Source organism: Kitasatospora sp. NPDC056138 (genome assembly GCF_042264695.1).
GTDB lineage: Bacteria > Actinomycetota > Actinomycetes > Streptomycetales > Streptomycetaceae > Kitasatospora.
The window spans coordinates 84,969-105,914 of the sequence record NZ_JBHJVK010000003.1 but is presented as its reverse complement, the minus strand read 5'-3'; the positions used below and the strand labels follow the sequence as shown (position 1 = coordinate 105,914).

At 73.1% G+C, this 20,946-nt stretch carries 14 protein-coding genes; 7 read left to right on the top strand and 7 right to left on the bottom strand.

Translation table 11 applies throughout. The features are described from left to right. The first annotated feature begins 603 nt into the window (after window positions 1–603). From ACFC1R_RS03380 to ACFC1R_RS03365, 4 genes are all read left to right on the top strand, one after another. Window positions 604–1,560: an amino acid ABC transporter permease gene (locus ACFC1R_RS03380; RefSeq protein ID WP_375931892.1), complete on the top strand. Its 957-nt coding sequence runs from the start codon at window positions 604–606 to the stop codon at window positions 1,558–1,560. Next, on the top strand, window positions 1,557–3,527 hold the full coding sequence (locus tag ACFC1R_RS03375) for an FAD/NAD(P)-binding protein (protein WP_375931889.1): 1,971 nt from the start codon (window positions 1,557–1,559) through the stop codon (window positions 3,525–3,527). The genes ACFC1R_RS03380 and ACFC1R_RS03375 overlap by 4 nt, the downstream gene beginning before the upstream one ends. A gap of 242 nt (window positions 3,528–3,769) precedes the next feature. Continuing rightward, complete coding sequence (locus ACFC1R_RS03370) at window positions 3,770–6,067, top strand: FdhF/YdeP family oxidoreductase (RefSeq protein ID WP_375931886.1); 2,298 nt, start codon at window positions 3,770–3,772, stop codon at window positions 6,065–6,067. An 85-nt stretch (window positions 6,068–6,152) separates the two neighbouring features. Next, on the top strand, window positions 6,153–7,544 hold the full coding sequence (locus ACFC1R_RS03365) for an ion channel protein (RefSeq protein WP_375931883.1): 1,392 nt from the start codon (window positions 6,153–6,155) through the stop codon (window positions 7,542–7,544). Between the two features lie 7 nt (window positions 7,545–7,551). Here the strand turns inward: ACFC1R_RS03365 and ACFC1R_RS03360 are convergent, their stop codons facing one another. Then, the gene (locus ACFC1R_RS03360; RefSeq protein ID WP_375931880.1) at window positions 7,552–8,997 is read right to left on the bottom strand and encodes a C40 family peptidase; all 1,446 of its coding nucleotides are present in this window, start codon (window positions 8,995–8,997) and stop codon (window positions 7,552–7,554) included. Window positions 8,998–9,341: 344 nt separating this feature from the next. Here ACFC1R_RS03360 and ACFC1R_RS03355 point away from each other — a divergent pair, with 344 nt between their 5' ends. Together ACFC1R_RS03355 and ACFC1R_RS03350 are read left to right on the top strand one after the other, a co-directional pair. Continuing rightward, window positions 9,342–10,550, top strand: coding sequence for an anion permease (locus ACFC1R_RS03355; RefSeq protein WP_375931877.1), 1,209 nt, complete (start codon window positions 9,342–9,344; stop codon window positions 10,548–10,550). A 19-nt stretch (window positions 10,551–10,569) separates the two neighbouring features. Further along, entirely contained in the window at window positions 10,570–10,818 is a 249-nt protein-coding gene (locus ACFC1R_RS03350) for a hypothetical protein (protein WP_375931875.1), read from the top strand. A 214-nt stretch (window positions 10,819–11,032) separates the two neighbouring features. Here the strand turns inward: ACFC1R_RS03350 and ACFC1R_RS03345 are convergent, their stop codons facing one another. Next, window positions 11,033–12,598, bottom strand: a complete 1,566-nt coding sequence (locus ACFC1R_RS03345; protein WP_375931872.1) for an MDR family MFS transporter — start codon at window positions 12,596–12,598, stop codon at window positions 11,033–11,035. 169 nt (window positions 12,599–12,767) lie between these two features. Next, the gene (locus ACFC1R_RS03340; RefSeq protein WP_375931869.1) at window positions 12,768–13,229 is read right to left on the bottom strand and encodes a MarR family winged helix-turn-helix transcriptional regulator; all 462 of its coding nucleotides are present in this window, start codon (window positions 13,227–13,229) and stop codon (window positions 12,768–12,770) included. Between the two features lie 105 nt (window positions 13,230–13,334). Here ACFC1R_RS03340 and ACFC1R_RS03335 point away from each other — a divergent pair, with 105 nt between their 5' ends. Further along, a complete protein-coding gene (locus ACFC1R_RS03335) occupies window positions 13,335–14,363 on the top strand; it encodes a DUF3533 domain-containing protein (protein ID WP_375931866.1) in 1,029 nt (342 codons plus the stop codon). A gap of 152 nt (window positions 14,364–14,515) precedes the next feature. Here ACFC1R_RS03335 and ACFC1R_RS03330 read toward each other — a convergent pair whose 3' ends face one another. The 4 genes from ACFC1R_RS03330 to lon form a co-directional block, all read right to left on the bottom strand. Beyond that, a complete protein-coding gene (locus ACFC1R_RS03330; protein ID WP_375931863.1) occupies window positions 14,516–15,766 on the bottom strand; it encodes an ROK family protein in 1,251 nt (416 codons plus the stop codon). A 197-nt stretch (window positions 15,767–15,963) separates the two neighbouring features. After that, window positions 15,964–16,488, bottom strand: coding sequence for a GtrA family protein (locus ACFC1R_RS03325; protein ID WP_375931860.1), 525 nt, complete (start codon window positions 16,486–16,488; stop codon window positions 15,964–15,966). 97 nt (window positions 16,489–16,585) lie between these two features. After that, window positions 16,586–18,004, bottom strand: coding sequence for a hypothetical protein (locus tag ACFC1R_RS03320; protein ID WP_375931857.1), 1,419 nt, complete (start codon window positions 18,002–18,004; stop codon window positions 16,586–16,588). 408 nt (window positions 18,005–18,412) lie between these two features. Then, on the bottom strand, window positions 18,413–20,809 hold the full coding sequence (lon, locus tag ACFC1R_RS03315) for an endopeptidase La (protein WP_375931854.1): 2,397 nt from the start codon (window positions 20,807–20,809) through the stop codon (window positions 18,413–18,415). Between the last annotated feature and the right edge of the window lie 137 nt (window positions 20,810–20,946).

Genomic DNA, 20,946 nt, shown 5'->3' with positions numbered 1-20,946 from the left:
CGGGCGGGGCGCGGCGGGGATCCGGGCGGACCGAAGCGAACTCGGACGGAGGGAGCGGTGCGTGACGGTGGATCAGCCGGAGTGAGCGGGGAGGGCGGCAGCGTGCGCCTGCGATCCGTCCGGGCGGACGGGGTCCCGGCCCGCGAACGGGGCACCGAGGGAGGTCTCCGAAGGAGGGGAAGGGCCGGTCAGACGGCCCGCTGCCGGGTCAGCCGCAACACGCTGCGGACCACACCCGACCGAAGTCGATGTGGCCGCGCGTGACCAGGGGCTGCTCGGCGTTCATGCCGTCAAGTTGAGCAGTGCGGCTCACGATCCGTCAACCACCGCCCGGATCTGTTCACACGGGGGCAACGCGGCCGGCGGAGCGGGGACCGACCCGGGGGTCCGCCTTCGAACTCCCTTCTGCCGGGCGGCGCTTCGAGCCGCACACCTCCGCCCGGACACACCTTGACAGTGCGGGATCGGGCATGCGTACGATCCTGGCCGGAGTGAGTGTGCACCGAGGAGCCCGCCAAGTCGCGTCGGCTCCGGCCGCGTTGAGGGGCGCGGCAGTGCGCGTGACGACCGCTGCCCGGTCCGCCCACCCCTGGAGCCCCTCTGATGGCCAGCACGCACGACGTCCTGCCCGCCCCCGCCCCACCGCGCGACCCGGCCGCCGCCGACGGCGAGCTGCCGATCGTGCCGCGCCGCCGGCCGGGCCGGCTGGCCGGCTCCGCCGCCGCCCTGCTGCTGTTCGCGCTGCTGCTCGGATCCGTCGTGCGGAACCGGGCGTTCCAGTGGGACGTGGTGGGCCGGTACTTCACCACCACCGCGATCGTGAACGGCCTGGTCCTCACCCTCTGGCTGACGGCCGTCGTGATGGTGCTCGGCTTCGCCCTCGGCACCCTGCTCGCCGTCTGCCGCCTCTCGGGCAACCCGGTGCTGCGGACACTCAGCTGGGGGTACGTCTGGATCTTCCGGGCCACTCCGGTCCTGGTCCAGCTGCTGTTCTGGTTCAACATCGGCGCGCTCTACCCGGTCATCGAACTGGGCATCCCGTACGGTCCGGAGCTGTTCAGCGTGCGGACCGTCAACCTGCTCGGCCCGACCCTGACCGCCGTGATCGGACTGACCCTGCACGAGGCCGCGTACGCCGCCGAGGTGGTGCGCGGCGGAATCCTCTCGGTCGACCAGGGGCAGTTGGAGGCCGCCCAGTCGCTCGGACTGCGCCGGTCCCGGGTGCTGCGCCGGATCGTCGTCCCCCAGGCGATGCGCTCGATCGTGCCGACCGCGGGCAACATGCTGATCGGCACCCTCAAGGGCACCAGCATCGTCAGCGTGCTGGCCGTGCAGGACCTGCTCTACTCGGCCCAGGTCATCTACAACCAGACCTACCAGGTCATCCCGCTGCTGCTGGTCGCCACCCTCTGGTACATCGCGGTCACCAGTGTGCTCTCGGCCGGCCAGTACCACCTGGAACGCCACTACGCGCGCGGGAGCACCCGGGGCGATCTGCCGCCGACCCCGCTGCAACGCCTCCGTTCGGCGCTCGGCACCACCCCGGGGAGCCGGCGTTGAACTCCCTGGTGATCATCGGAGCGGGCCCGCGCGGCACCGGACTGCTGGAGCGGATCGCCGCCAACGCCGCCGAACTGCTGCCCGCCGAACGGCCATTGGAGATCCACCTGGTCGACCCCTACCCACCCGGCGGCGGCCGGATCTGGCGGCACGAGCAGTCGCCGCTGCTGCGGATGAACTCGATGGCCGAGGACGTCACCATGTTCACCGACGAGTCCTCGACCATCGACGGACCCGTCCGCCCCGGCCCCTCGCTCGCCCAGTGGGCCCGGGGCATGGCGGAGTTCGCGCCGTACGCCCCGGTCGCCGACCCCGCCGTACGGGAGGAGCTGCGCGCCCTGGCCCCCACCGACTTCCCCACCCGCCGGGCCCAGAGCGCCTACCTGGACTGGGTGTTCCGCCGCGCCGTCGCCGACCTGCCCGCCCACGTCACCGTCACCGTGCACCGCGACAGGGCCCGCTCGGTCACCGGAGGGCCCGACGGTCCGCAGCTGGTGCGGCTCTCCGAGCGCGTCCTGACCGCCGACCAGGTGGTCCTCACCCTCGGACACCTCGACTCCGCCCCCGAGCCCCGGCACGCCGCCACCGCCGCCTTCGCCGCCCGGCACGGCCGCTTCCACCTGCCCCCCGCCTTCTCCTCCGACGCGGACCTCTCCGGGATAGCCCCCGGCGAGCACCTGGTCCTGCGCGGCCTCGGGCTGGCCTTCGTCGACCTGGTCGCCCTGCTCACCGAGGGGCGCGGCGGACGCTACGAGGAGACCGCCGACGGCCTGCGCTACCGGCCCTCCGGCCGGGAGCCGGTGATCCACGCCGGCTCCCGGCGCGGCGTCCCGTACCGCTCCAAGACCGGCTACCGGCTCCAGGGCCCGCCCGCACCGCTGCCCCGCTACTTCGGCACCGCCGCCGTCGACGCCCTGCTCGAGCGGCCCGGCCCGCTCGAACTCCGCCGTGACGTCTGGCCGTTGATGGCCAAGGAGATCGGCTTCGGGCACTACCACGAACTGTTCCACGCCCACCCCGAACGCACCACGCTCCCCTGGGCGGACTTCCTCGCCCGCTACGACCGGCACGGCTGGTACGACTCCCGACTCGCCGACCTGATCGCCCGGTCCGTCCCCGACCCGGCCGACCGGCTCGACCTCGAAGCCCTCGACCGCCCGCTGGCCCACCTCCGCTTCGCCGGCCCCGGGGAACTCCAGCAGCACCTGCGCGCCCACCTCGCCGCCGACACCGAGCGCCGCGCCGACCCCGGCCACAGCGCCGACCTCGGCGCCTTCCTCGCCCTGCTCTCGCTCTACGCCCAGCTCCCCAGGCTGACGGCCTCCGGACGGCTCACCGCCCGCTCGGTGGCCGACGAACTGGACGGCTGGTGGTCCGGCTTCTTCAACTTCCTCGCCTCGGGGCCGCCCGGCTTCCGGCTGCGCCAGCTGCTCGCCCTCTCCGAGGCCGGCGTCCTGCGGTTCCTCGGCGCGGACCTCCGGGTCCAACTCGACGAACCCACCGGCACCTTCCTCGCCACCAGTGCGACCGTCCCCGGCCACACCGTCCGGGCCACCGCCCTGATCGAGGGCTACCTGCCCAGGCACTTCCTGGCCAGGACAGGCGACCCGGTCCTGCGGGCCCTGCACCGCGCCGGGCAGATCCAGGAGGAGGTCGTGGCCGACGGCACCCACACCCACCGCTCCGGACTCCTGACCACCGCTCCCGGCGACGGCCGCGTCCTCGACCCCGCCCTCGACGGCACTCCCCACCCCCGCCGCACCGCCCTCGGCCCGCACACCAACGGCCGCGCCTACGCCGCCTTCGCCCGCCCCCGCACCGACGCCCCCGCCTTCCGGCAGAACGACGCGGCCGCCCGCGCCCTCCTGCGCGCCCTCGCCCGCGAGGGCGACCGGGCCGCCCCCGACGGGCCCGGGGCACCGCGCGGAACGGAGGACGCCATCGCCGTACCGGCCCCCAGCCGGTGAGGTGCACCACCTCACCGGGGCCGTCGGGGTGCGGCCCGGCCACGGCCCCGGCCGAACGCGGTCGCCTTCCGCCGCGCGCGGGCCCCGCGCCCCGAGGGGGGCGCCTGGTGGCCCCTTCGCACCCCGCCGTCCACCGCACGACACTGCCCGCCGACCCGCCTCCCGGTCGGGCGCCGCAGGTGAAAGGATGCACCGGGCCCGGCAAAGGTGCGCGAGCCCTGGTGAGCAGGAGGTGGGCAGTCATGGCCAAGCAGGCCCCGCAGAGCGACCCGGTGCAGGACGCGCCGCAGGTGGCACCGCCGCAGCACGCCGCCGCCGGCCTCCCCGCGATCGCCCACACCCTGCGGATGGCCGGGCAGCAGATGAGCCCCGGCCGCACCCTCGCCACCCTGCGCAAGGTGAACCAGCCGGACGGCTTCGACTGCCCGGGCTGCGCCTGGCCCGAGCCGGGGAAGACGCACACCGCCGAGTTCTGCGAGAACGGTGCCAAGGCGGTCGCCGAGGAGGCCACCGAGCGCCGGATCACCGCCGACTTCTTCGCCGCCCACTCGATCACGGAGCTGGCCGGGCGCTCCGGCTACTGGCTCGGCCAGCAGGGCCGCCTCACCCAGCCGATGCTGCTGGACGAGGGTGCCTCGCACTACGTCCCGGTCTCCTGGGACCGCGCCTTCGAGATCGTCGCCGACGAACTCGGGAACCTGGACACCCCGGACGCGGCCGCCTTCTACACCTCCGGCCGGACCAGCAACGAGGCCGCCTTCGCGTACCAGCTGTTCGCCCGCAGGTTCGGCACCAACAACCTGCCCGACTGCTCCAACATGTGCCACGAGTCGTCCGGCTCGGCCCTCACCGAGACCCTGGGCGTGGGCAAGGGCAGCGTCAGCCTCAAGGACCTCTACCAGGCCGACCTGATCATCGTGGCCGGCCAGAACCCGGGCACCAACCACCCCCGGATGCTCTCCGCCCTGGAGCGCGCCAAGCGGGCGGGCGCACGGATAGTCAGCGTCAACCCGCTGCCCGAGGCCGGCCTGGAGCGGTTCAAGAACCCGCAGAACGCCCGCGGCCTGGTCGGCCAGGGCACCAAGCTGACCGATCTCTTCCTGCAGATCCGGCTCGGCGGCGACCTCGCCCTGTTCCGCGCCCTGAACCGGATCCTGCTCGCCACCGAAGGCGCCGTCGACGAGGCGTTCATCGCCGAGCACACCCTCGGCTTCGAGGAGTTCGCCGCCGAGGCCAGGACCACCGACCGCGCGGAGGTCGAGGCCGCGACCGGTCTGCCGTACGGGCAGATCGAGGAGCTGGCCCGCCTCGTGCTGGCCTCCGAGAAGATCATCGTCTGCTGGGCGATGGGCCTGACCCAGCACAAGCACTCCGTGCCGACCATCCGCGAGGTGGTCAACTTCCTGCTGCTGCGCGGCAACGTCGGCCGGCCGGGCGCCGGGGTCTGCCCGGTGCGCGGGCACAGCAACGTGCAGGGCGACCGGACCATGGGCATCTTCGAGCGGCCCGGCACGGCCTTCCTGGACGCCCTCGGCAAGGAGTTCGCCTTCGAGCCGCCGCGCCACCACGGCTACGACGCGGTGGACACCATCAGGGCGATGCGCGACGGCCGGGTGCAGGTCTTCTTCGCGATGGGCGGCAACTTCGTCGCCGCCACGCCCGACACCGAGGTGACCGAGGCCGCGATGCGCCGCTGCCGACTGACGGTGCACGTCTCCACCAAGCTCAACCGCTCGCACGTGGTGACCGGCGCCCGCGCGCTGATCCTGCCCACCCTCGGCCGCACCGACCGGGACCGCACGGCCAAGGGCGACCAGTTCGTCACCGTCGAGGACTCGATGGGCATGGTGCACTCCTCGCGCGGCGGACTCCGCCCGCCGAGCCCGGAACTGCTCTCCGAGCCGGCCATCGTCTGCCGGCTGGCCCGGGCCGCCCTCGGCCCCGAGGACCAGCTCCCCTGGGAGGACTTCGCGGTCGACTACGACACCATCCGGGACCGGATCGCCCGGGTCGTGCCGGGCTTCGAGGACTTCAACGCCAGGGTCCGCCGCCCCGGCGGCTTCGCCCTCCCGCACGGGCCGCGCGACAGCCGCACCTTCCCGACCACCACCGGGAAGGCCAACTTCACCGTCAACGAGCTGACCGCCCCCGAGGTCCCGGCGGGCCGGCTGCTGCTCCAGACGCTGCGCTCGCACGACCAGTACAACACCACCGTCTACGGCCTCGACGACCGCTACCGGGGCATCACCGGCGGCCGCCGGGTGGTCCTGGTGAACCCCGCCGACGCCGACGAGCTCGGGCTGACCGAGGGCTCGTACGTGGACCTGGTGAGCGAGTGGCAGGACGGCGTCGAGCGCCGGGCACCGCACTTCAGGGTGGTGCCCTACCCGGTGGCCCGGGGCGGCGCGGCGGCGTACTACCCGGAGACCAACGTGCTGGTCCCGCTGGACTCGACCGCGGACATCAGCAACACGCCCACCTCCAAGGCCGTGGTGATCCGCTTCGAGGCCGACACCGCCCCCGACGGCGAGCACGGGTGACACTCCGTCGGACCCTTCGGATGAAATGTCGGATTTGCCACTAATCTGACACCCATCCGCATGGGACGACCCCGGAGGTACCGCCATGGCCGACGCAGTCCCGCACGACAGCGCCGGCCATGGCGGCCCCGAAACCCCCGGCAGCCCCGGCGGCCCCGATGCCCCGGACTCCCCCGGCCCGCCGGAGGACCCCGGTTCCCCGGACTCCCCCGACCGCCCGGTGCGCCGCCCGGCGACCCCGGCGGGACGGCTGGTCCCACTGGTCGTCCCGGCGATCGTGGTCGGCATCGGCTCCAGCCTGCTCCTGCTCGCCCTCAGCCGGGTCGCCGACCGGGTGGGCCGGCTGCTCTGGAGCTCGATCCCGGGCGGCCTCGGTGTCGACGGCTTCGGCCCCTGGTGGATCATCCTCGTGCTGACCGCCACCGGTGCCGCCGTCGGCCTGACGGCCTGGAAGGCGCCCGGCCACGCGGGCCCGGACCCGGCCACCACCGGCCTGGTCGACCCGCCGCAGCCCCCGTACGTCATCCCCGGCCTGGCGGTGGCCACCGTGCTGGCACTGGCGGGCGGCGTCAGCCTCGGCCCGGAGAACCCGATCACGATGATCAACGTGGCGCTGGCCTACTGGCTCGGACGCCGCTTCCGGCCCACCACCGGGCCCGACCCGTGGGCCGCCCTGGCGGTGGCCGGGACGGTCGGCGCGCTCTTCGGCTCACCGGTCGCCGCGGCGCTGGTCCTCTCCGAGCTGCCCGGACCCGGTGCGCTCTGGGACCGGCTCTTCGCCCCGCTGGTCGCCGCCGTCTCCGGCTCGCTCACCGCCGAGCTGATCGCCGGGAACGAGTTCCTGGTCAAGGTCCCCGGCTACCCCGGCGCCCGGCCGCTCGACCTGCTCTGGGCACTGCTGACCGGCGCCCTCGGCGCGCTGCTCGGCCTGGCCGCCATCCAGGCGTTCCCCGCCGTCCACCGGGCGTTCCGGCAGATCGGGCACCCGGTGGCGATGCTGACTGCGGGCGGCCTCGTGCTCGGCGTCCTCGGCGCGCTCGGCGGGGAGCTGACCCTCTTCAAGGGGCTGGCCCAGACCAACGAGCTCGCCGCCGACTACACCGGTCACGGCTTCTGGGGCCTGCTGGGGCTCGCGGCGGTCAAACTGATCGCGCTGCTGGTCGCGTCCGGCTCCGGTTTCCGCGGCGGCCGGATCTTCCCCGCGGTGTTCGTCGGAGTGGCGTTCGGCTTCGCGATCAGCACGCTCGTCCCCTCGGTACCGCCCGCGCTGGCGGTGGTCTGCGCGATCCTCGGCCTGCTGATGGCGACCACCCGACAGGGCTGGCTCAGCCTGTTCACGGCTGCGGCGATCGTGCCCGACCTGGCCCTGCTGCCGATCCTCTGCGTGGCCGCGCTGCCCGCCTGGCTGCTGGTCACCGGCCGCCCCGAGCTGCAGCTGGCACCCGAACCGGCCGCCCCCGCCGGGGCGGCCGGCTGAGTGCGCGTCAGCCCCGGCCCGAGGGGGACGGGGAGCCCGAGGACGAGAGGGAGCCGGACGGCGAGGGCGACGCCGAACCGGACGGCGAACCCGACGGCGTGCCCGACGGCGTGCCCGGCCCGCCGGTCGACGGAGAGCTCGACGGCGAACCGGACGGCGTCGACGACGGGGTGCCGGACGGGCCGGTGGACGGCGTGGCGGTCGGGCTCGGCGTACCGGTCGGCGCCGGCTTCGGCAGGGTCGACGGCTTCGACGGCTTGATCGGGGTGACGTCGTCCGCCGACTGGGCGACGTCCGGCACCTTCCACGCCCCGCCCTGGTCGTCCGCCGCCGCCCCCGGGTCGGGCCGGACCGCGCCGAGGATCGGCATCATCCCGACCGGAGAGATCTTCACCACGGCACCGGTGTGCGGGGCCTGCACGACCAGCCCGCCGCCGATGTACATCGCGACGTGGGTCGCCTCGGCGTGGTAGATCACCAGGTCGCCGGGCCGCAGCTGGTTCAGCGACACGTGCTGCAGCTCCGCCCACTGTTCCTGGCTGGTCCGCGGGATCGGACGCCCCGCGTGCAGCCACGCCTGCGAGGTGAGCCCGGAGCAGTCGAACATGTTCGGACCTTCACCGCCCCACAGATAGTCCTTGCCGAGCTGCGCCAGCGCGTACGCGACCGCCTTGCGCCCGGCCGCCGAAGGAGTGCGCTCCCCCTTGCCGAGCGCACCGGAGGCGAGGAAGGCCAGCTGTGCCTCGTCGGCCTGCTGCTTCTCCAGCTGCTCCAGCTCGTTGCGCTGGGCGCCGGTGAGCGAGCCGACCATGTCCTCGACCGCCTGCAGCCGCTTGGCCGCCTCGTTCTTGGACTGCTCCTGCTGGGTGGCGAGCGCCTGGGCCTGCACCTGGGCGGCCTGGGCCTGCTGCTGGAGCCCGGTCAGCTCGGCCCGGTCGGCCTTCAGCTTGTCCAGGAAGACCGACTGCGAGCGCCCGGCCGCCTGGAGCAGCTCGGCGATCACGACCGCCTCGTACGGGTCCTTGGCGAGCAGCAGGTCGGCGAACTCGGAGGCGTTGCCGTTGCGGTACTGGGCGCCGGCGAGCTGGGCCGCGACATCGGTGCCGGCGTCGACGGCGGCCTGCTGACGGGCCAGCCGGACGCCCAGGTCCGCCAGGGCGGCCTGCTGCTGCTTGAGCTTGTCCACGCTGGTGTTGTACGTCTCGGTGGCGGCCTCGGCCTCCGTGTAGAGCTGGTGCAGGCGCTGCAGCATCGGGCCGAGGGTGGCCTTGGCGCTGGCGAGCGGGTCGGCACCGGGCGCGACGGTGATGGTGGGCTGGGGCTCCGGGGCCGCGTACGCCGTGCCGGCCAGCGGGAGCGCGAGGGCGGCCACCGCGAGCATCGCCCCGCACCGCAACGCTGCACGTACCCACGGCTTGCCGCCGGTCGCCTCGACCCGCTGTGCAGCCCACATCGGCCGGCCCTCCCCCGTCCGGCCTCGCCGGACCTCTGTTACCCACGAGTTACCGGCTGATCCTGCCATGTCCGCGCCGTCACAGACAGAGGCGGTCCGCACGTGGCTGATGAATTTTCAGATCCGCTGTGACCCCCGTCTCACCCCAACTCCGCCAAATCGTCTGATCATCGACAAATGGCCACGTCAGCGGCGTGCAGGACACCTTCCGGCCGTCTCCGCGACACCCCCGTGCCACCGTACGAACCACGATTCCCGCCGTAGTTCACCTTCCGTTCATCAACCGTCCCTACCGTCCCCGGAGACAGCACTGTCAGGTCGATAACTACGACGATTGTTTGGGTATGGAACACATCACGTTCCTGGTGGCCGTTGTGATCATCACGGCGCTCGCCTTCGACTTCACCAACGGGTTCCACGACACCGCCAACGCGATGGCCACCTCCATCGCCACGGGAGCCCTCAAGCCCAAGGTCGCGGTCACCATCGCGGCAATCCTCAACTTCGCGGGCGCGTTCCTCTCCGTGAAGGTCGCCACCACCATCTCGGGCGGCATCGTCAACGAGAAGGCGGGCATCCAGCCGTCGATCATCTTCGCGGCGCTGGTGGGTGCCATCCTCTGGAACCTGCTGACCTGGCTGCGGGGCCTGCCCTCCAGCTCCTCGCACGCGCTGTACGGCGGTCTGATCGGCGCCACCGTCGTCGGTGTCGGCATGAACGGCGTGAACTTCGCGACCGTCCTGTCGAAGATCGTGATCCCGGCCGTCGCCTCCCCGATCGTCGCCGGCCTGGCCGCCTGGGGTGCCACCAAGCTGGCCTACCGGCTGACCCGCAACACCGACGAGAAGACCAGTGACAAGGGCTTCCGCAAGGGTCAGATGTTCTCGGCCTCGCTGATCTCGCTCGCGCACGGCACCAACGACGCCCAGAAGACCATGGGCATCATCACCCTGACCCTGGTCTCGGCCGGCGCCCTGCACAAGGGCGCGACGCCCCCCGTCTGGGTGATCGCCAGCGCCGGTGCGGCCATCGCGCTCGGCACCTACATGGGCGGCTGGCGGATCATCCGCAGCATGGGCTCGGGCCTGGCCGACATCCGGCCGCCGCAGGGACTCTCCTCCGAGACCGCCGCTGCCACCGTCATCCTGACCTCCTCCTCGATGGGCTACGGCCTCTCCACCACCCAGGTCTGCTCCGGCGGCATCATGGGCGCCGGCCTCGGCGGCCGCAACCCCCGGCTGAACTGGGGCATGGCCCGTCGCATGGTCTACACCTGGGGTCTGACCCTGCCGGCCGCCGCGGTCGTCTCCGGTCTCGCCGCCCTGGTCGTGGACCAGGGCACCTGGGGCGTCGTGCTGGTCGGTGCGGCCCTGGTGATCGGCTCGGGCGCGATGTACCTGGTCTCCCGCCGCCAGCCGGTGCACGCGGGCAACGTCAACGACGTGACCCCCGTCGACGCCACGGTGGCCGCCGAGACCGTGGAGACCGTCGAGGTCACCCCGGCCGGCACCACCACCGCCCCGACCGCCGCCTCGACCACCGTCGCAGCCTGAGCCCGGAAGGCAGTCACTCATGAGCATGAGCATCAAGTGGGCCGCCCTGGCCCAGACCGCAGGTGTCAGCTTCGCCGTCACGGTCGCCGTGGTCGCGGTCTTCTCCGTGGGCGTCCTCGCCCTCTGCCGCCGCGAGGCGGCCCTGGAGGCCGGCCGGGACGGCGCCGGGAGCGCCACCGCGGCCAAGGGCGGCCTGGCACTGGCCTCCGTCTGCTTCGCGGTCTGCGCGGGCGTGGTGCTGTACGGCCTGTCCCTGATCGCCGGTTGACCCCACCGCGCGACCGTCCACCGGTCGCGCACGCCGAAGGGCCCGGGCCGCTCACGCAGCGACCCGGGCCCTTCGGCCGTGTCCGGCTCCGGTCTCCGGTTCTCAGCTGACCTCGACCGCCGGCCCTCGGCTCTTGCCCCTCGGCCCTTACCCCCGAGGCTCTTGCCCCTCAGCCCTTACCCTCCCCGGGACTTTGAGCCTCGGTCCCTGATCCTCAGTCCTTGACGAGCTGCAGATCCGGCTGTCGGTCCTGGGCCTCCTCGTGGCCGCTCCGCAGCGGCACCTCACGGATCAGCAGCACCACCAGGAACGCCAGCAGCGCGAACGGCGCGGCCACCAGGAAGACCTCGCCCACGCCGTGTCCGAAGGCGTCGGTGACCAGCGGCACCACCGGCCTGGGCAGCTTGTGCAGGTCGGGGATCTCACCGCCGCCGGCCGCCGCTGCGGCGGCCGGGTTGATGTGCGCGGCGACCAGGTTCTCGGTCAGGTAGTGGGTGACCCGGTTGGAGAGCAGTGCGCCGAGCGCGGTGACGCCCATCGCGCCGCCCATGGTGCGGAAGAAGGTGACCGCCGAGCTGGCCGCGCCGAGTTCCTTGCGCGGGACGGTGTTCTGCACCGCCAGGACCAGGTTCTGCATGGTCAGACCGAGGCCGATGCCGGTCAGCGCCATGTAGAGCGCGAGCATCGGGTACGCGGTGTCGTCCCGGACGGTGCCCAGCAGTCCGAAGCCGACCGCGAGCAGGAAGGTGCCCGCGACCAGGTACGCCTTCCACCTGCCGTACTTGGTGATCAGCCGTCCGGCCACGGTGGAGGAGATCGCCAGGCCGAGGATCATCGGCAGGGTCATGATTCCGGCCATGGTCGGCGACTTCTCCTGGGCCAGCTGGAAGTACTGGCTCAGGAAGGTGGTGGCGCCGTACATCCCGATGCCGACCAGGGCGCTGGCGACGGCCGCGAGCGAGACGGTCCGGTAGCGGAACAGGCTCAGCGGGATGATCGGCTCGGCGGCCCGGCTCTCGACCAGGACGAAGAGCGCGGCCAGCAGCAGGCCGCCGGGGACCATCAGGGCGGTCTGCCAGGAGATCCAGGCGTAGTTCTGGCCGGCCAGGCTGATCCAGATCATCAGCGTGCTGACGGCGGCGGCGATCAGCAGCGAGCCCAGGTAGTCGATCCTCACCTTGCGCTTGGTGACCGGCAGCTTCAGGGTCCGCTGCAGCACCAGGATGGCGACCAGCGAGAACGGGATGCCGACGTAGAAGCACCAGCGCCAGCCGAGCCAGCTGGTGTCCACGATGACGCCGCCGATCAGCGGGCCGCCGATGGTGGCCAGCGCGAAGACCGCGCCGAAGTAGCCGCTGTACCGGCCGCGCTCGCGCGGCGGGACCATCGAGGCCAGGCAGATCTGGGCGAGCGCCGTGACACCGCCCGCGCCGATGCCCTGCAGCACGCGGCAGGCGATCAGCTCGCTGGTGTTCTGCGAGAGGCCCGCCAGCGCGGAGGAGACGATGTAGATCACCAGCGCGACCTGCACCAGCAGCTTCTTGCTGACCAGGTCGGAGAGCTTGCCCCAGATCGGGGTCGAGGCGGTGAGCGAGAGCAGCGCCGCGGTGATCACCCAGGTGTACGCCGCCTGGCCGCCGTGCAGGTCGTTGAGGATCCGCGGCAGGGCGTTCGAGACCACGGTCGAGGAGAGCACCGCGACGAACAGACCGAGGAGCAGGCCGGACAGGGCTTCGAGTACTTGGCGATGGTTCATGGGTTCGGTCGGTTCGGCGCTCATCACGGTCCTTCACTGAGATTTCGTTGCCTAAGGCAACCATAATCCCAGATGGTTGAATAAGGCAACCTTCTCCGGGGCAAAGTAAAGCCCGCCGGCCAGGGCAGGCGGGGTGCGGACGGGCGGGATGTGAGCGGGATGCGGACGGCAGCAGGCAGCAGGCGCCCGGGGGTCAGGCTTCGAGCGGCTCGCCGGTCAGGTCGTTGAAGCGCCGGAGCAGCTCGCCGAACTGCTCCACGTCGGCCGTCTCCCAGGTCCCCAGCAGCGCCCTGAAGTTCGCCATGCGCTCGTCCCTGGCCCGCAGGAACCGCCGCGCGCCGTCCTCGGTGAGCGAGACCAGCGAGGAGCGCCGGTCCAGCGGGTCGACCTCGCGCGCCACCAGGCCGAGCCCCTCGAGCACCTTGATCTGACGACTGATGGTGGCCTTCCCCACACCGAAGTGCTGCCCGATGTCGGTCATCCGCACCCGGCCGGCGTTCTCGATGAAGCCCATCATGCTGTAGGCGACGCCCTCCAGCCGCGGGTGCACCCGCCGGGACATCTCCGCCACCCGGGCCCGGCCGCGCCGGAACAGCAGTGCGACCTCGCGCTCGACCGCCAGGAACGCCTCTTCGGCAGCCGCCTCGTCACTCATGGCGACCAGTATCCCGCAGGCCGGGCGACCTCCCGCCCGGCAACTGTTTCATGATATGAAGTATCCGTTTTGCCCGTGTTTTCGATAATCAAGGGGAGAGAGTCGATGGCCGGCCCGGACCAAGGGTTCCTCGCAGAGCTGAAGGACGCGGTGAAACCCCGCGCAGCGCTTCTGGTGATCGCCGTACTGCTGCTCCAGCTCGGCTTCATCACCTCGTACGTCGGCGCCCTGCACCACCCCGCACCGCACCGCCTGTCGATCGCCGTGGTCGCCCCGCCCCAGGTGAGCCCGAAGCTGGTCGGCGGCCTCGAATCCGTCCCCAACGACGCGGTCAGGGCCGTCACGGCGGCGAGCCCGGAGGCGGCGACGGCGCAGCTCAAGGACCAGAAGATCTACGCGGCCCTGGTCTTCGACCCGAGCGGCACCGAGGACACCCTGCTGGTCGCCGGGGCCCGCGGCGCAGCGGCCGCGACCGCCGCCGAGCAGATCGTCACCGGTCTGGAGAAGTCCCAGCACCGCACCCTGAAGGTCACCGACGTGGCGCCGCTCGCGGCGGGCGACGCCAAGGGGCTCTCCTCCTTCTACCTGGTCATCGGCTGGTGCGTCGGCGGCTACCTGGTCGCCTCGATCCTCGGCATCAGCGCGGGCGCCCGGCCCGCCAACCGACACCGGGCACTGATCCGCCTCGGCGCCCTCGCGCTCTACTCGGTCGCGGCCGGGATCGGCGGCACGGTCATCGTCACAGCGGCCCTGGACGCCCTGCCGGGATCCACCTGGGGGCTGATCGGCCTCGGCAGCCTGGTGGTCTTCGCCGTCGGAGCGATCACCATGGCGCTGCAGTCGCTGTTCGACATCATCGGGATCGGGCTGGCGGTGCTGCTCTTCGTGGTGCTCGGCAACCCGAGTGCGGGCGGGGTCTACCCGCCGCCGCTGCTGCCCCCGTTCTGGCGGGCCATCGGCTCCTGGATCCCCAACGGCGCGGGGACGGACGCGGCCCGTTCGATCGCCTACTTCGGCGGCACCAACGTCGGTACCCCGCTCCTGATCCTGGCCGGCTGGGCGGTGCTCGGCGTCGCGGTCACCTTCCTCGCGGTCATCCGCAAGCCGCGCTACGGCCGTGAGCTGGTGAACTGACCCGACCGCGCAGCGCCGACGGGGGCGCGAGGAGTGGCGTACGGCCGGTGTGGGCCGGTCGCACACCGCTCCTCGCGCCCCACCGCGTCGGTGCCGACCCGGTGCCGGGAGGGGCGGCCCCGGCCGGCTTCCGGTCCGCAGGGCCCAGCGTGCTACAGGCCCGGGGCGCCGATGGCCTGCCAGGCCGACTCGGTGGCGAAGCGGCCCGGGTCGGCGATGATGGCGCGGACGACTCCGGCGGCGGCGCCGAGCAGGGGGCCCCGGCGGCCGAGACCGGAGGCGGTCAGCCAGTCGTCGGACCACGGGCGGACGGTCAGGCGGTTCGCCAGTTCGGCCCGCATCGGCGGGAGCAGCCACCGGGCCAGCTCCGCGTAGCCGCCGCCGAGCACCAGCTCCGCCGGGTCCAGCAGGTTGACCGCCCCGGCCGCCGCGATCCCGAGTGCCGAACCGGCCGCGGTCAGCGCCGTGAGCACGGCCGGATCCCCGGCCGCCGCCCGTTCGGCCAGCAGTGCGACCCAGTCGCCGCGGATGCCGTCCAGTCCGGCGGCCCGCAGCACCGCCGTCTGGCCCGCGTACTGTTCCAGGCAGCCGCACGCCCCGCACGCGCACTGCGGCCCGTCCGGACGGACGGGTACGTGCCCCAGTTCGCCCGCGAAGCCCCGGGCGCCGCTCAGCAGACGCCCGCCCAGCACGATGGCCGCGCCGATGCCCGCCTCGGCGGAGAGGTGGACGAAGTCGCCGCAGCGGCCGCCGAACCAGAGTTCGGCCAGCCCGCCGAGGTTGGCCTCGTTGTCGGCCTCGATCGGCAGTCCGGCCAGCTCACCCGCCCCGGCGGCGCGCAGCGCGAGCCGGAGCTCGGCCACCGCGGGTACGCCGGTCCAGCCGAGGTTGGCGGCCCGCTCGACGACGCCGTCCGCGCCGCCGACCAGCCCGGGGACGGCGAGTCCGAGCCCGGCGGGGCGCAGCGCGGTGCCGTCCGCAGTGGCCCGCAGCAGCTCGGCGAGGTCGGCGAGGACGGCGGCGGACTCCCGGTCCCGGTTGCAGATCTCCATCCGCTGCCCGCCGCGGACCTCACCGCGCAGGTCGACCAGGCAGACCGCGAGGTGTTCGACGCCGATCTCGGCACCGAGGCCGCAGGGCCCTTCGGGGTTGAGGGACAGTGCGGTGCCCGGCCGTCCGACCCGGCCACTGGGCACGGCGGGGCCGGATTCGGTGAGGAGCCCGGCCGTGAGCAGCTCGTCGACCAGGGAGGAGACCGCGGTCCTGGTCAGGCCGGTGGCGGCGGCGACCTCGGCACGGGAGCGCGGTCCGGACGCGATCTCGCCGAGGACGAGGCCCAGGTTGGCCCAGCGCATTCCCTGCTGACCGGCGGGTCCACCGCGCCGACTGTCCGTCTCACGCATGCCGCTGCCTTACTTCGTTACCGGCCGTAGCCGTCCGGCCATCGAACATGCGGTCGGACCTACGCAGCGTAACGGCGTTCACCGGCCGGATGCTCCGGACCCCCTACCCGGAGCCTAGGACGGCTGGCCCCGGAGCGTGGAACGGCAGGCCCCGGAGCGTGGAACGGCAGGCCGGACAGCGGGGCCCGGTGCGGGTCTCAGACCCGCTCGGACCGCGGCTCGGTCCGCTCCCCGGCAACCGAAGGGCGCTCGGAGACGAACACCCAGTGCTTCATCGCCCAGTACCGGAAGACCATCGCGAGCAGGGTTCCGACGATCATGCCGCTGAGGAAGTCGGCCACCTCCTGGGTGAAGGCGCTGACGTCCGGCTCGCGCAGGTCCAGCAGGTAGCGGGAGACGGCCAGCGGGGCGTCGTTCACCAGCACCGCCACCCCGCTGACCACGAAGAAGAGCACGGCCTCGCGGTGCGTGCCGTTGGTCCGGAAGGACCACTGCCGGTTGAGCACGTAGGAGACCAGGGTCGCGACCACGGTCGCGACGGTGAGCGAGGCCACCGGTTTGGCGTGCAGCACCGTGAGCTTCAGCCCGAAGTTGACGGCCATGGTGAGCACGAAGCAGGTGCCGCCCACCAGCAGGAACTTCACCAACTTGCGGTGCTGCACCAGGAACGGGCGCAGTCGGGCCGGTACCAGGGCCAGGGCCCGCTGAGTAGGTGACGGCATTTCGGCAGTGTCGCACGCCGGGGTTTCCCGCCGGTACCCGCAGGACCCGCCCGGGGCATTACTGCCGGGTTCCCCTTGCGCGCACCGGGCGGGCCCGCTACCGGCGCCACCCGGCGGCGATCCGGAGCACGCCGGTGGTCGTCCCCTGGAGCACCACCCCGCCGGGCGCGATGCTGCCGACCATCTGCAGGGTGTCGAAGACGAAGCCCGCGCCGACGTACTCGGTGCGCACCACGGCGCCGGTCTCCGGGTCCACCTCGGCGTAGTAGTAGGGGTCCAGGATCGAGGTGGCGTCGGTGCCGGGGATCACGGGGTTCCGCAGGAAGGTGTGGATCAGGCCGTCGGCGGTGGAGAGCCGGGGGACCGCGGCCGAGCGGACCTCGGTGTCCCACTTCAGGTCGCAGCCCGAGCCGTCGGCCCGGGCGTCCACCCGGCTCAGGCCGCCCTCGAAGTCGGCGGAGGCCGGCACGCTGTCCCCCGCGCCGTCCGGCAGCCTGGGGTACGGGTAGCCGTAGGTGCCGGCGACGAACACCGAGTTCCCGGCGGCGATCGGGGAGTTCTCACTGCCGCTGCCACCCGCCCTGAGCACCGGCACCGAGCAGACCTGCTCGCCGGTGGCGGCCCGGTAGACCAGCAGGTTCTCGGTGGGTGCGGCGTTGTCCACGACGGTCAGGTAGTCGCCGCCGGTCCGTGGTCCGAAGAAGGTCGGGGTGGAGCCGGTGCCCCAGCTGAGCTGTCCCGGCTTGCGGCCCGGCCCGCGGTCGTACGTCCGGCGCCAGGCGATCTCGGGGGTGCCGTCGGCTCCCGCGGTGAGCAGGTAGGTGGCGTGGGTCGTGGAGACGGCGGTGCCCACGGGGGCGGTGGAGATGCTGTTCGCGACCTTCTCCCCGGCCGGGAGGGCCAGGGTGCGGACGGTGCCGGTGCGGTCGTCGGCGGTGCCGACCACCCCGCCCGCGGTGGCGAACCAGACCCGGCCCCGCCAGTCCGGGGAGACCCCGGTGACCGAGTCACCGGCCGGGACGGCGCCGGCGAGCGGGAGCGAGCTGTCCACGTACAGCTGCCAACCACCGGAGGCGGTGCGGCGGTGGGCGATCCGCAGCAGGGTGCGGTTGCCGTCCACCGCGACCAGGCGGTCCCGGTTGTCGAGGTAGGCGTAGACCCCGCCGAGCAACGAGCCCTTGGTGAGCGGCAGTTCGGCCAGCGAGTCGCCGCTCGCCGGGTCGAGCAGGTGCACGGTCGGGGTCTGGCCGAAGATCGTGGTGCACAGGGCGACCGGGTGGCCGTCCGCACCGACCAGCACCGTCGGGCAGGCCGAGGCGAGTGCCGTCCGGTGCGAGCCGAGCGGACCGGACGGTGGCCCCGGCAGCGGGGTGGCGTCGGAGGACCCGGTGTCGCCGTGCATGGTGGCGGTGCCGTCCGGGCCCGCGTACGAGGTGGCGGCCTGCGCCGGTGGGGTGCAGGCGATCAGGGCGGCTGCGGCGAGTACGGCAGCGCGGGAGGGCAGCGCGAAGCGCATGGAGGATTCCCGTCCGTCGAAGGAGTGGAGGGCCTGCGGGACCGCACAGCGGTGCACTCCGCCCGGCGACGGGACGAGAAGGGGCCCGGCCGACGGCCGGGCGGGCGCACCGCGCTTCTCAGCGGGTGCGGTGACAGATCGCGGAACACGCGTACGCCAGGTCGACGTCGAGTCGACGGCTCAGGTGCGCGTGACGATGCATGCCCGCCATCCTGACGGGCTGACAGCTTGTCTCACAAGACCGTCTCACCCTGCGGTCACCCGGGCCTGACGAGCCGACACGGTCCGCCGGACGCCGCGTCAGGACCGGGCCGCCGGGGGCGCGGGGAACCGGGCGAGTCGACCTCCCGTTCCCGCGCCCCCGGACACCGGGCGGCCGGCCCGCGTTCTCCGGCCCGCGCCCCGTGGCTATGCGGCGGCGACCAGGACCTCCGCCGGCTCCAGGGCCAGCCTCAGGACCTCGCGGACATCGGCCACCGGGTGGACGGTGAGCCGCTCCAGCACCTCGGCGGGGACGTCGTCCAGGTCGGGCTCGTTCCGCTTGGGGATGATCACGGTGGTGATCCCGGCCCGGTCGGCGGCGAGCAGCTTCTGCTTCACCCCGCCGATCGGCAGCACCCGGCCGGTCAGCGAGACCTCGCCCGTCATCGCCACGTCGGTGCGGACCTTGCGGCCGGAGAGCAGCGAGGCCAGTGCCGTGGTCATGGTGATACCGGCGCTCGGCCCGTCCTTGGGGACGGCACCGGCCGGAACGTGCAGGTGCACACCCCGGTCGCGCAGGTCGGTGACCGGCAGCTCCAGCTCGGCGCCGCGCGAGCGCAGGAAGGAGAGCGCGATGTGCGCGGACTCCTTCATCACGTCGCCCAGCTGGCCGGTCAGGGTGAGACCGGTGCCACCGGTCTCGGCGTCCGCCAGCGACGCCTCGATGTAGAGGACGTCACCGCCGGCTCCCGTCACCGCGAGACCGGTGGCCACCCCGGGGACGCCGGTGCGCCGCTCGGCGGGCTCCTGGGCGGACTCGGGGGTGTGGTGCGGCCGCCCGATCAGTGCCCGCAGGTCGCCGGCGCCGATCGCGACGGGCAGCTCGCGCTCCCCCAGCTCGCTCTGCGCGGCGACCTTCCGCAGGATGCGGGCGATCGAGCGCTCCAGGTTCCGTACGCCGGCCTCGCGGGTGTACTCGCCCGCGAGGCGGCGCAGCGCGGCCTCGTCCACCGAGACCTCCTCGCCCGTCAGGCCGGCCTTCTCCCGCTGCCGGGGCAGCAGGTGGTCGCGGGCGATGACGACCTTCTCGTCCTCGGTGTAGCCGTCCAGGCGGACCAGCTCCATCCGGTCGAGCAGCGGCTCGGGGATGGCCTCCAGGACGTTGGCGGTGGCGAGGAAGACCACGTCGGAGAGGTCCAGCTCGACCTCCAGGTAGTGGTCGCGGAACGTGTGGTTCTGCGCCGGGTCGAGGACTTCGAGCAGAGCGGCCGCCGGGTCGCCCCGGTAGTCGGAGCCGACCTTGTCGATCTCGTCCAGCAGGACCACCGGGTTCATCGACCCGGCCTCCTTGATGGCGCGCACGACACGGCCGGGGAGCGCGCCGACGTACGTGCGCCGGTGGCCGCGGATCTCCGCCTCGTCCCGGACGCCGCCGAGCGCCACCCGGACGAACTTCCGGCCCATCGCACGGGCGACCGACTCCCCCAGTGAGGTCTTTCCCACACCGGGCGGCCCGACCAGCGCGAGCACCGCTCCCCCGCGCCTGCCGCCGATCAGGCCGAGCCCCTGGTCGGCCCGGCGCTTGCGCACCGCCAGGTACTCGACGATCCGGTCCTTCACGTCGGCCAGGCCGGCGTGGTCGGCGTCCAGCACCGCGCGGGCGCCGGCGATGTCGTAGGCGTCCTCGCTGCGCTCGTTCCAGGGCAGTTCGAGGACGGTGTCCAGCCAGGTGCGGATCCAGGAGCCCTCGGGCGACTGGTCGCTCGCCCGCTCCAGCTTGTCGACCTCCTTGAGGGCGGCCTCGCGGACCTTGTCCGGCAGCTCGGCGGCCTCGACCCGGGCCCGGTAGTCGCCCTCCTCGTCGGCCGGGTCGCCGTTCAGCTCGGCGAGCTCCTTGCGGACCGCCTCCAGCTGGCGGCGGAGCAGGAACTCCTTCTGCTGCTTGGCCACGCCCTCCTCGACGTCCTTGCGGATGGTGTCGTTGACCTCCTCCTCCGCGAGGTGGTCGCGCAGCAGGGTCAGCGCGTACTCCAGCCGGGCCGACCGGTCGGCCTCCAGCAGCACCTTCAGCTTCTGCTCGGCGGTGGCGAAGGGCGCGTACCCGATGTTGTCGGCGAGCTCGCCGACGCCCTCGATCTGGGCCACCCGGTCGACGATCTGCCAGGCGCCGCGCTTGCGCAGCCACTGGGTGGAGAGCGCCTTGTACTCCTTGACCAGCTCGGCGGCCCGGCCGGCCACCGGCAGCCCCGGGTCGGACTCGCGGAACGGGCTGGTCTCCACCCAGAGCGCGGCGCCGGGCCCGGTCGTACCGGCGCCGATCCGCACCCGGCGGACGGCGCGGACCAGTGCCGCCGGGTCGCCGTCGGCCAGCCGGCCGACCTGTTCGACGGTGGCCAGGGTGCCCACCGCCGCGTACGAGCCGTCCAACCGGGGCACCAGCAGGACCTGCGGCTTCGCCCCACCGGCGGCAGCGGCCCGGGCCGCCTCGACGGCGGCGCGCACCTCGGTGTCGGACAGGTCCAGCGGGACCACCATGCCCGGGAGCACCACTTCGTCGTCGAGCGGCAGTACGGGCAGGGTGAGCGAAGCGGACGTCGATGCCATGATCTCTCCCCAGTCAGCGAAGTTGAGCTGACCTGACTAAGGATTGGCGGGGGTCGGTTGTTCCCGGCCCGATGTTCGCCCTGAGCGATCACGCCCCGGCGGCCGTGGACCGGTGCCGGCGGACCCCGGGGGCCCGG

What these genes read in the sequence shown, in the direction of transcription:
- ACFC1R_RS03380 (WP_375931892.1), top strand. Translation starts at nt 604, where the DNA reads ATGGCCAGCACGCACGACGTCCTGCCCGCCCCCGCCCCACCGCGCGAC.
- ACFC1R_RS03370 (WP_375931886.1), top strand. Translation starts at nt 3,770, where the DNA reads ATGGCCAAGCAGGCCCCGCAGAGCGACCCGGTGCAGGACGCGCCGCAG.
- ACFC1R_RS03365 (WP_375931883.1), top strand. Translation starts at nt 6,153, where the DNA reads ATGGCCGACGCAGTCCCGCACGACAGCGCCGGCCATGGCGGCCCCGAA.
- ACFC1R_RS03360 (WP_375931880.1), bottom strand. Translation starts at nt 8,997, where the DNA reads ATGTGGGCTGCACAGCGGGTCGAGGCGACCGGCGGCAAGCCGTGGGTA.
- ACFC1R_RS03355 (WP_375931877.1), top strand. Translation starts at nt 9,342, where the DNA reads ATGGAACACATCACGTTCCTGGTGGCCGTTGTGATCATCACGGCGCTC.
- ACFC1R_RS03350 (WP_375931875.1), top strand. Translation starts at nt 10,570, where the DNA reads ATGAGCATGAGCATCAAGTGGGCCGCCCTGGCCCAGACCGCAGGTGTC.
- ACFC1R_RS03345 (WP_375931872.1), bottom strand. Translation starts at nt 12,598, where the DNA reads ATGAGCGCCGAACCGACCGAACCCATGAACCATCGCCAAGTACTCGAA.
- ACFC1R_RS03340 (WP_375931869.1), bottom strand. Translation starts at nt 13,229, where the DNA reads ATGAGTGACGAGGCGGCTGCCGAAGAGGCGTTCCTGGCGGTCGAGCGC.
- ACFC1R_RS03335 (WP_375931866.1), top strand. Translation starts at nt 13,335, where the DNA reads ATGGCCGGCCCGGACCAAGGGTTCCTCGCAGAGCTGAAGGACGCGGTG.
- ACFC1R_RS03330 (WP_375931863.1), bottom strand. Translation starts at nt 15,766, where the DNA reads ATGCGTGAGACGGACAGTCGGCGCGGTGGACCCGCCGGTCAGCAGGGA.
- ACFC1R_RS03325 (WP_375931860.1), bottom strand. Translation starts at nt 16,488, where the DNA reads ATGCCGTCACCTACTCAGCGGGCCCTGGCCCTGGTACCGGCCCGACTG.
- ACFC1R_RS03320 (WP_375931857.1), bottom strand. Translation starts at nt 18,004, where the DNA reads ATGCGCTTCGCGCTGCCCTCCCGCGCTGCCGTACTCGCCGCAGCCGCC.
- lon (WP_375931854.1), bottom strand. Translation starts at nt 20,809, where the DNA reads ATGGCATCGACGTCCGCTTCGCTCACCCTGCCCGTACTGCCGCTCGAC.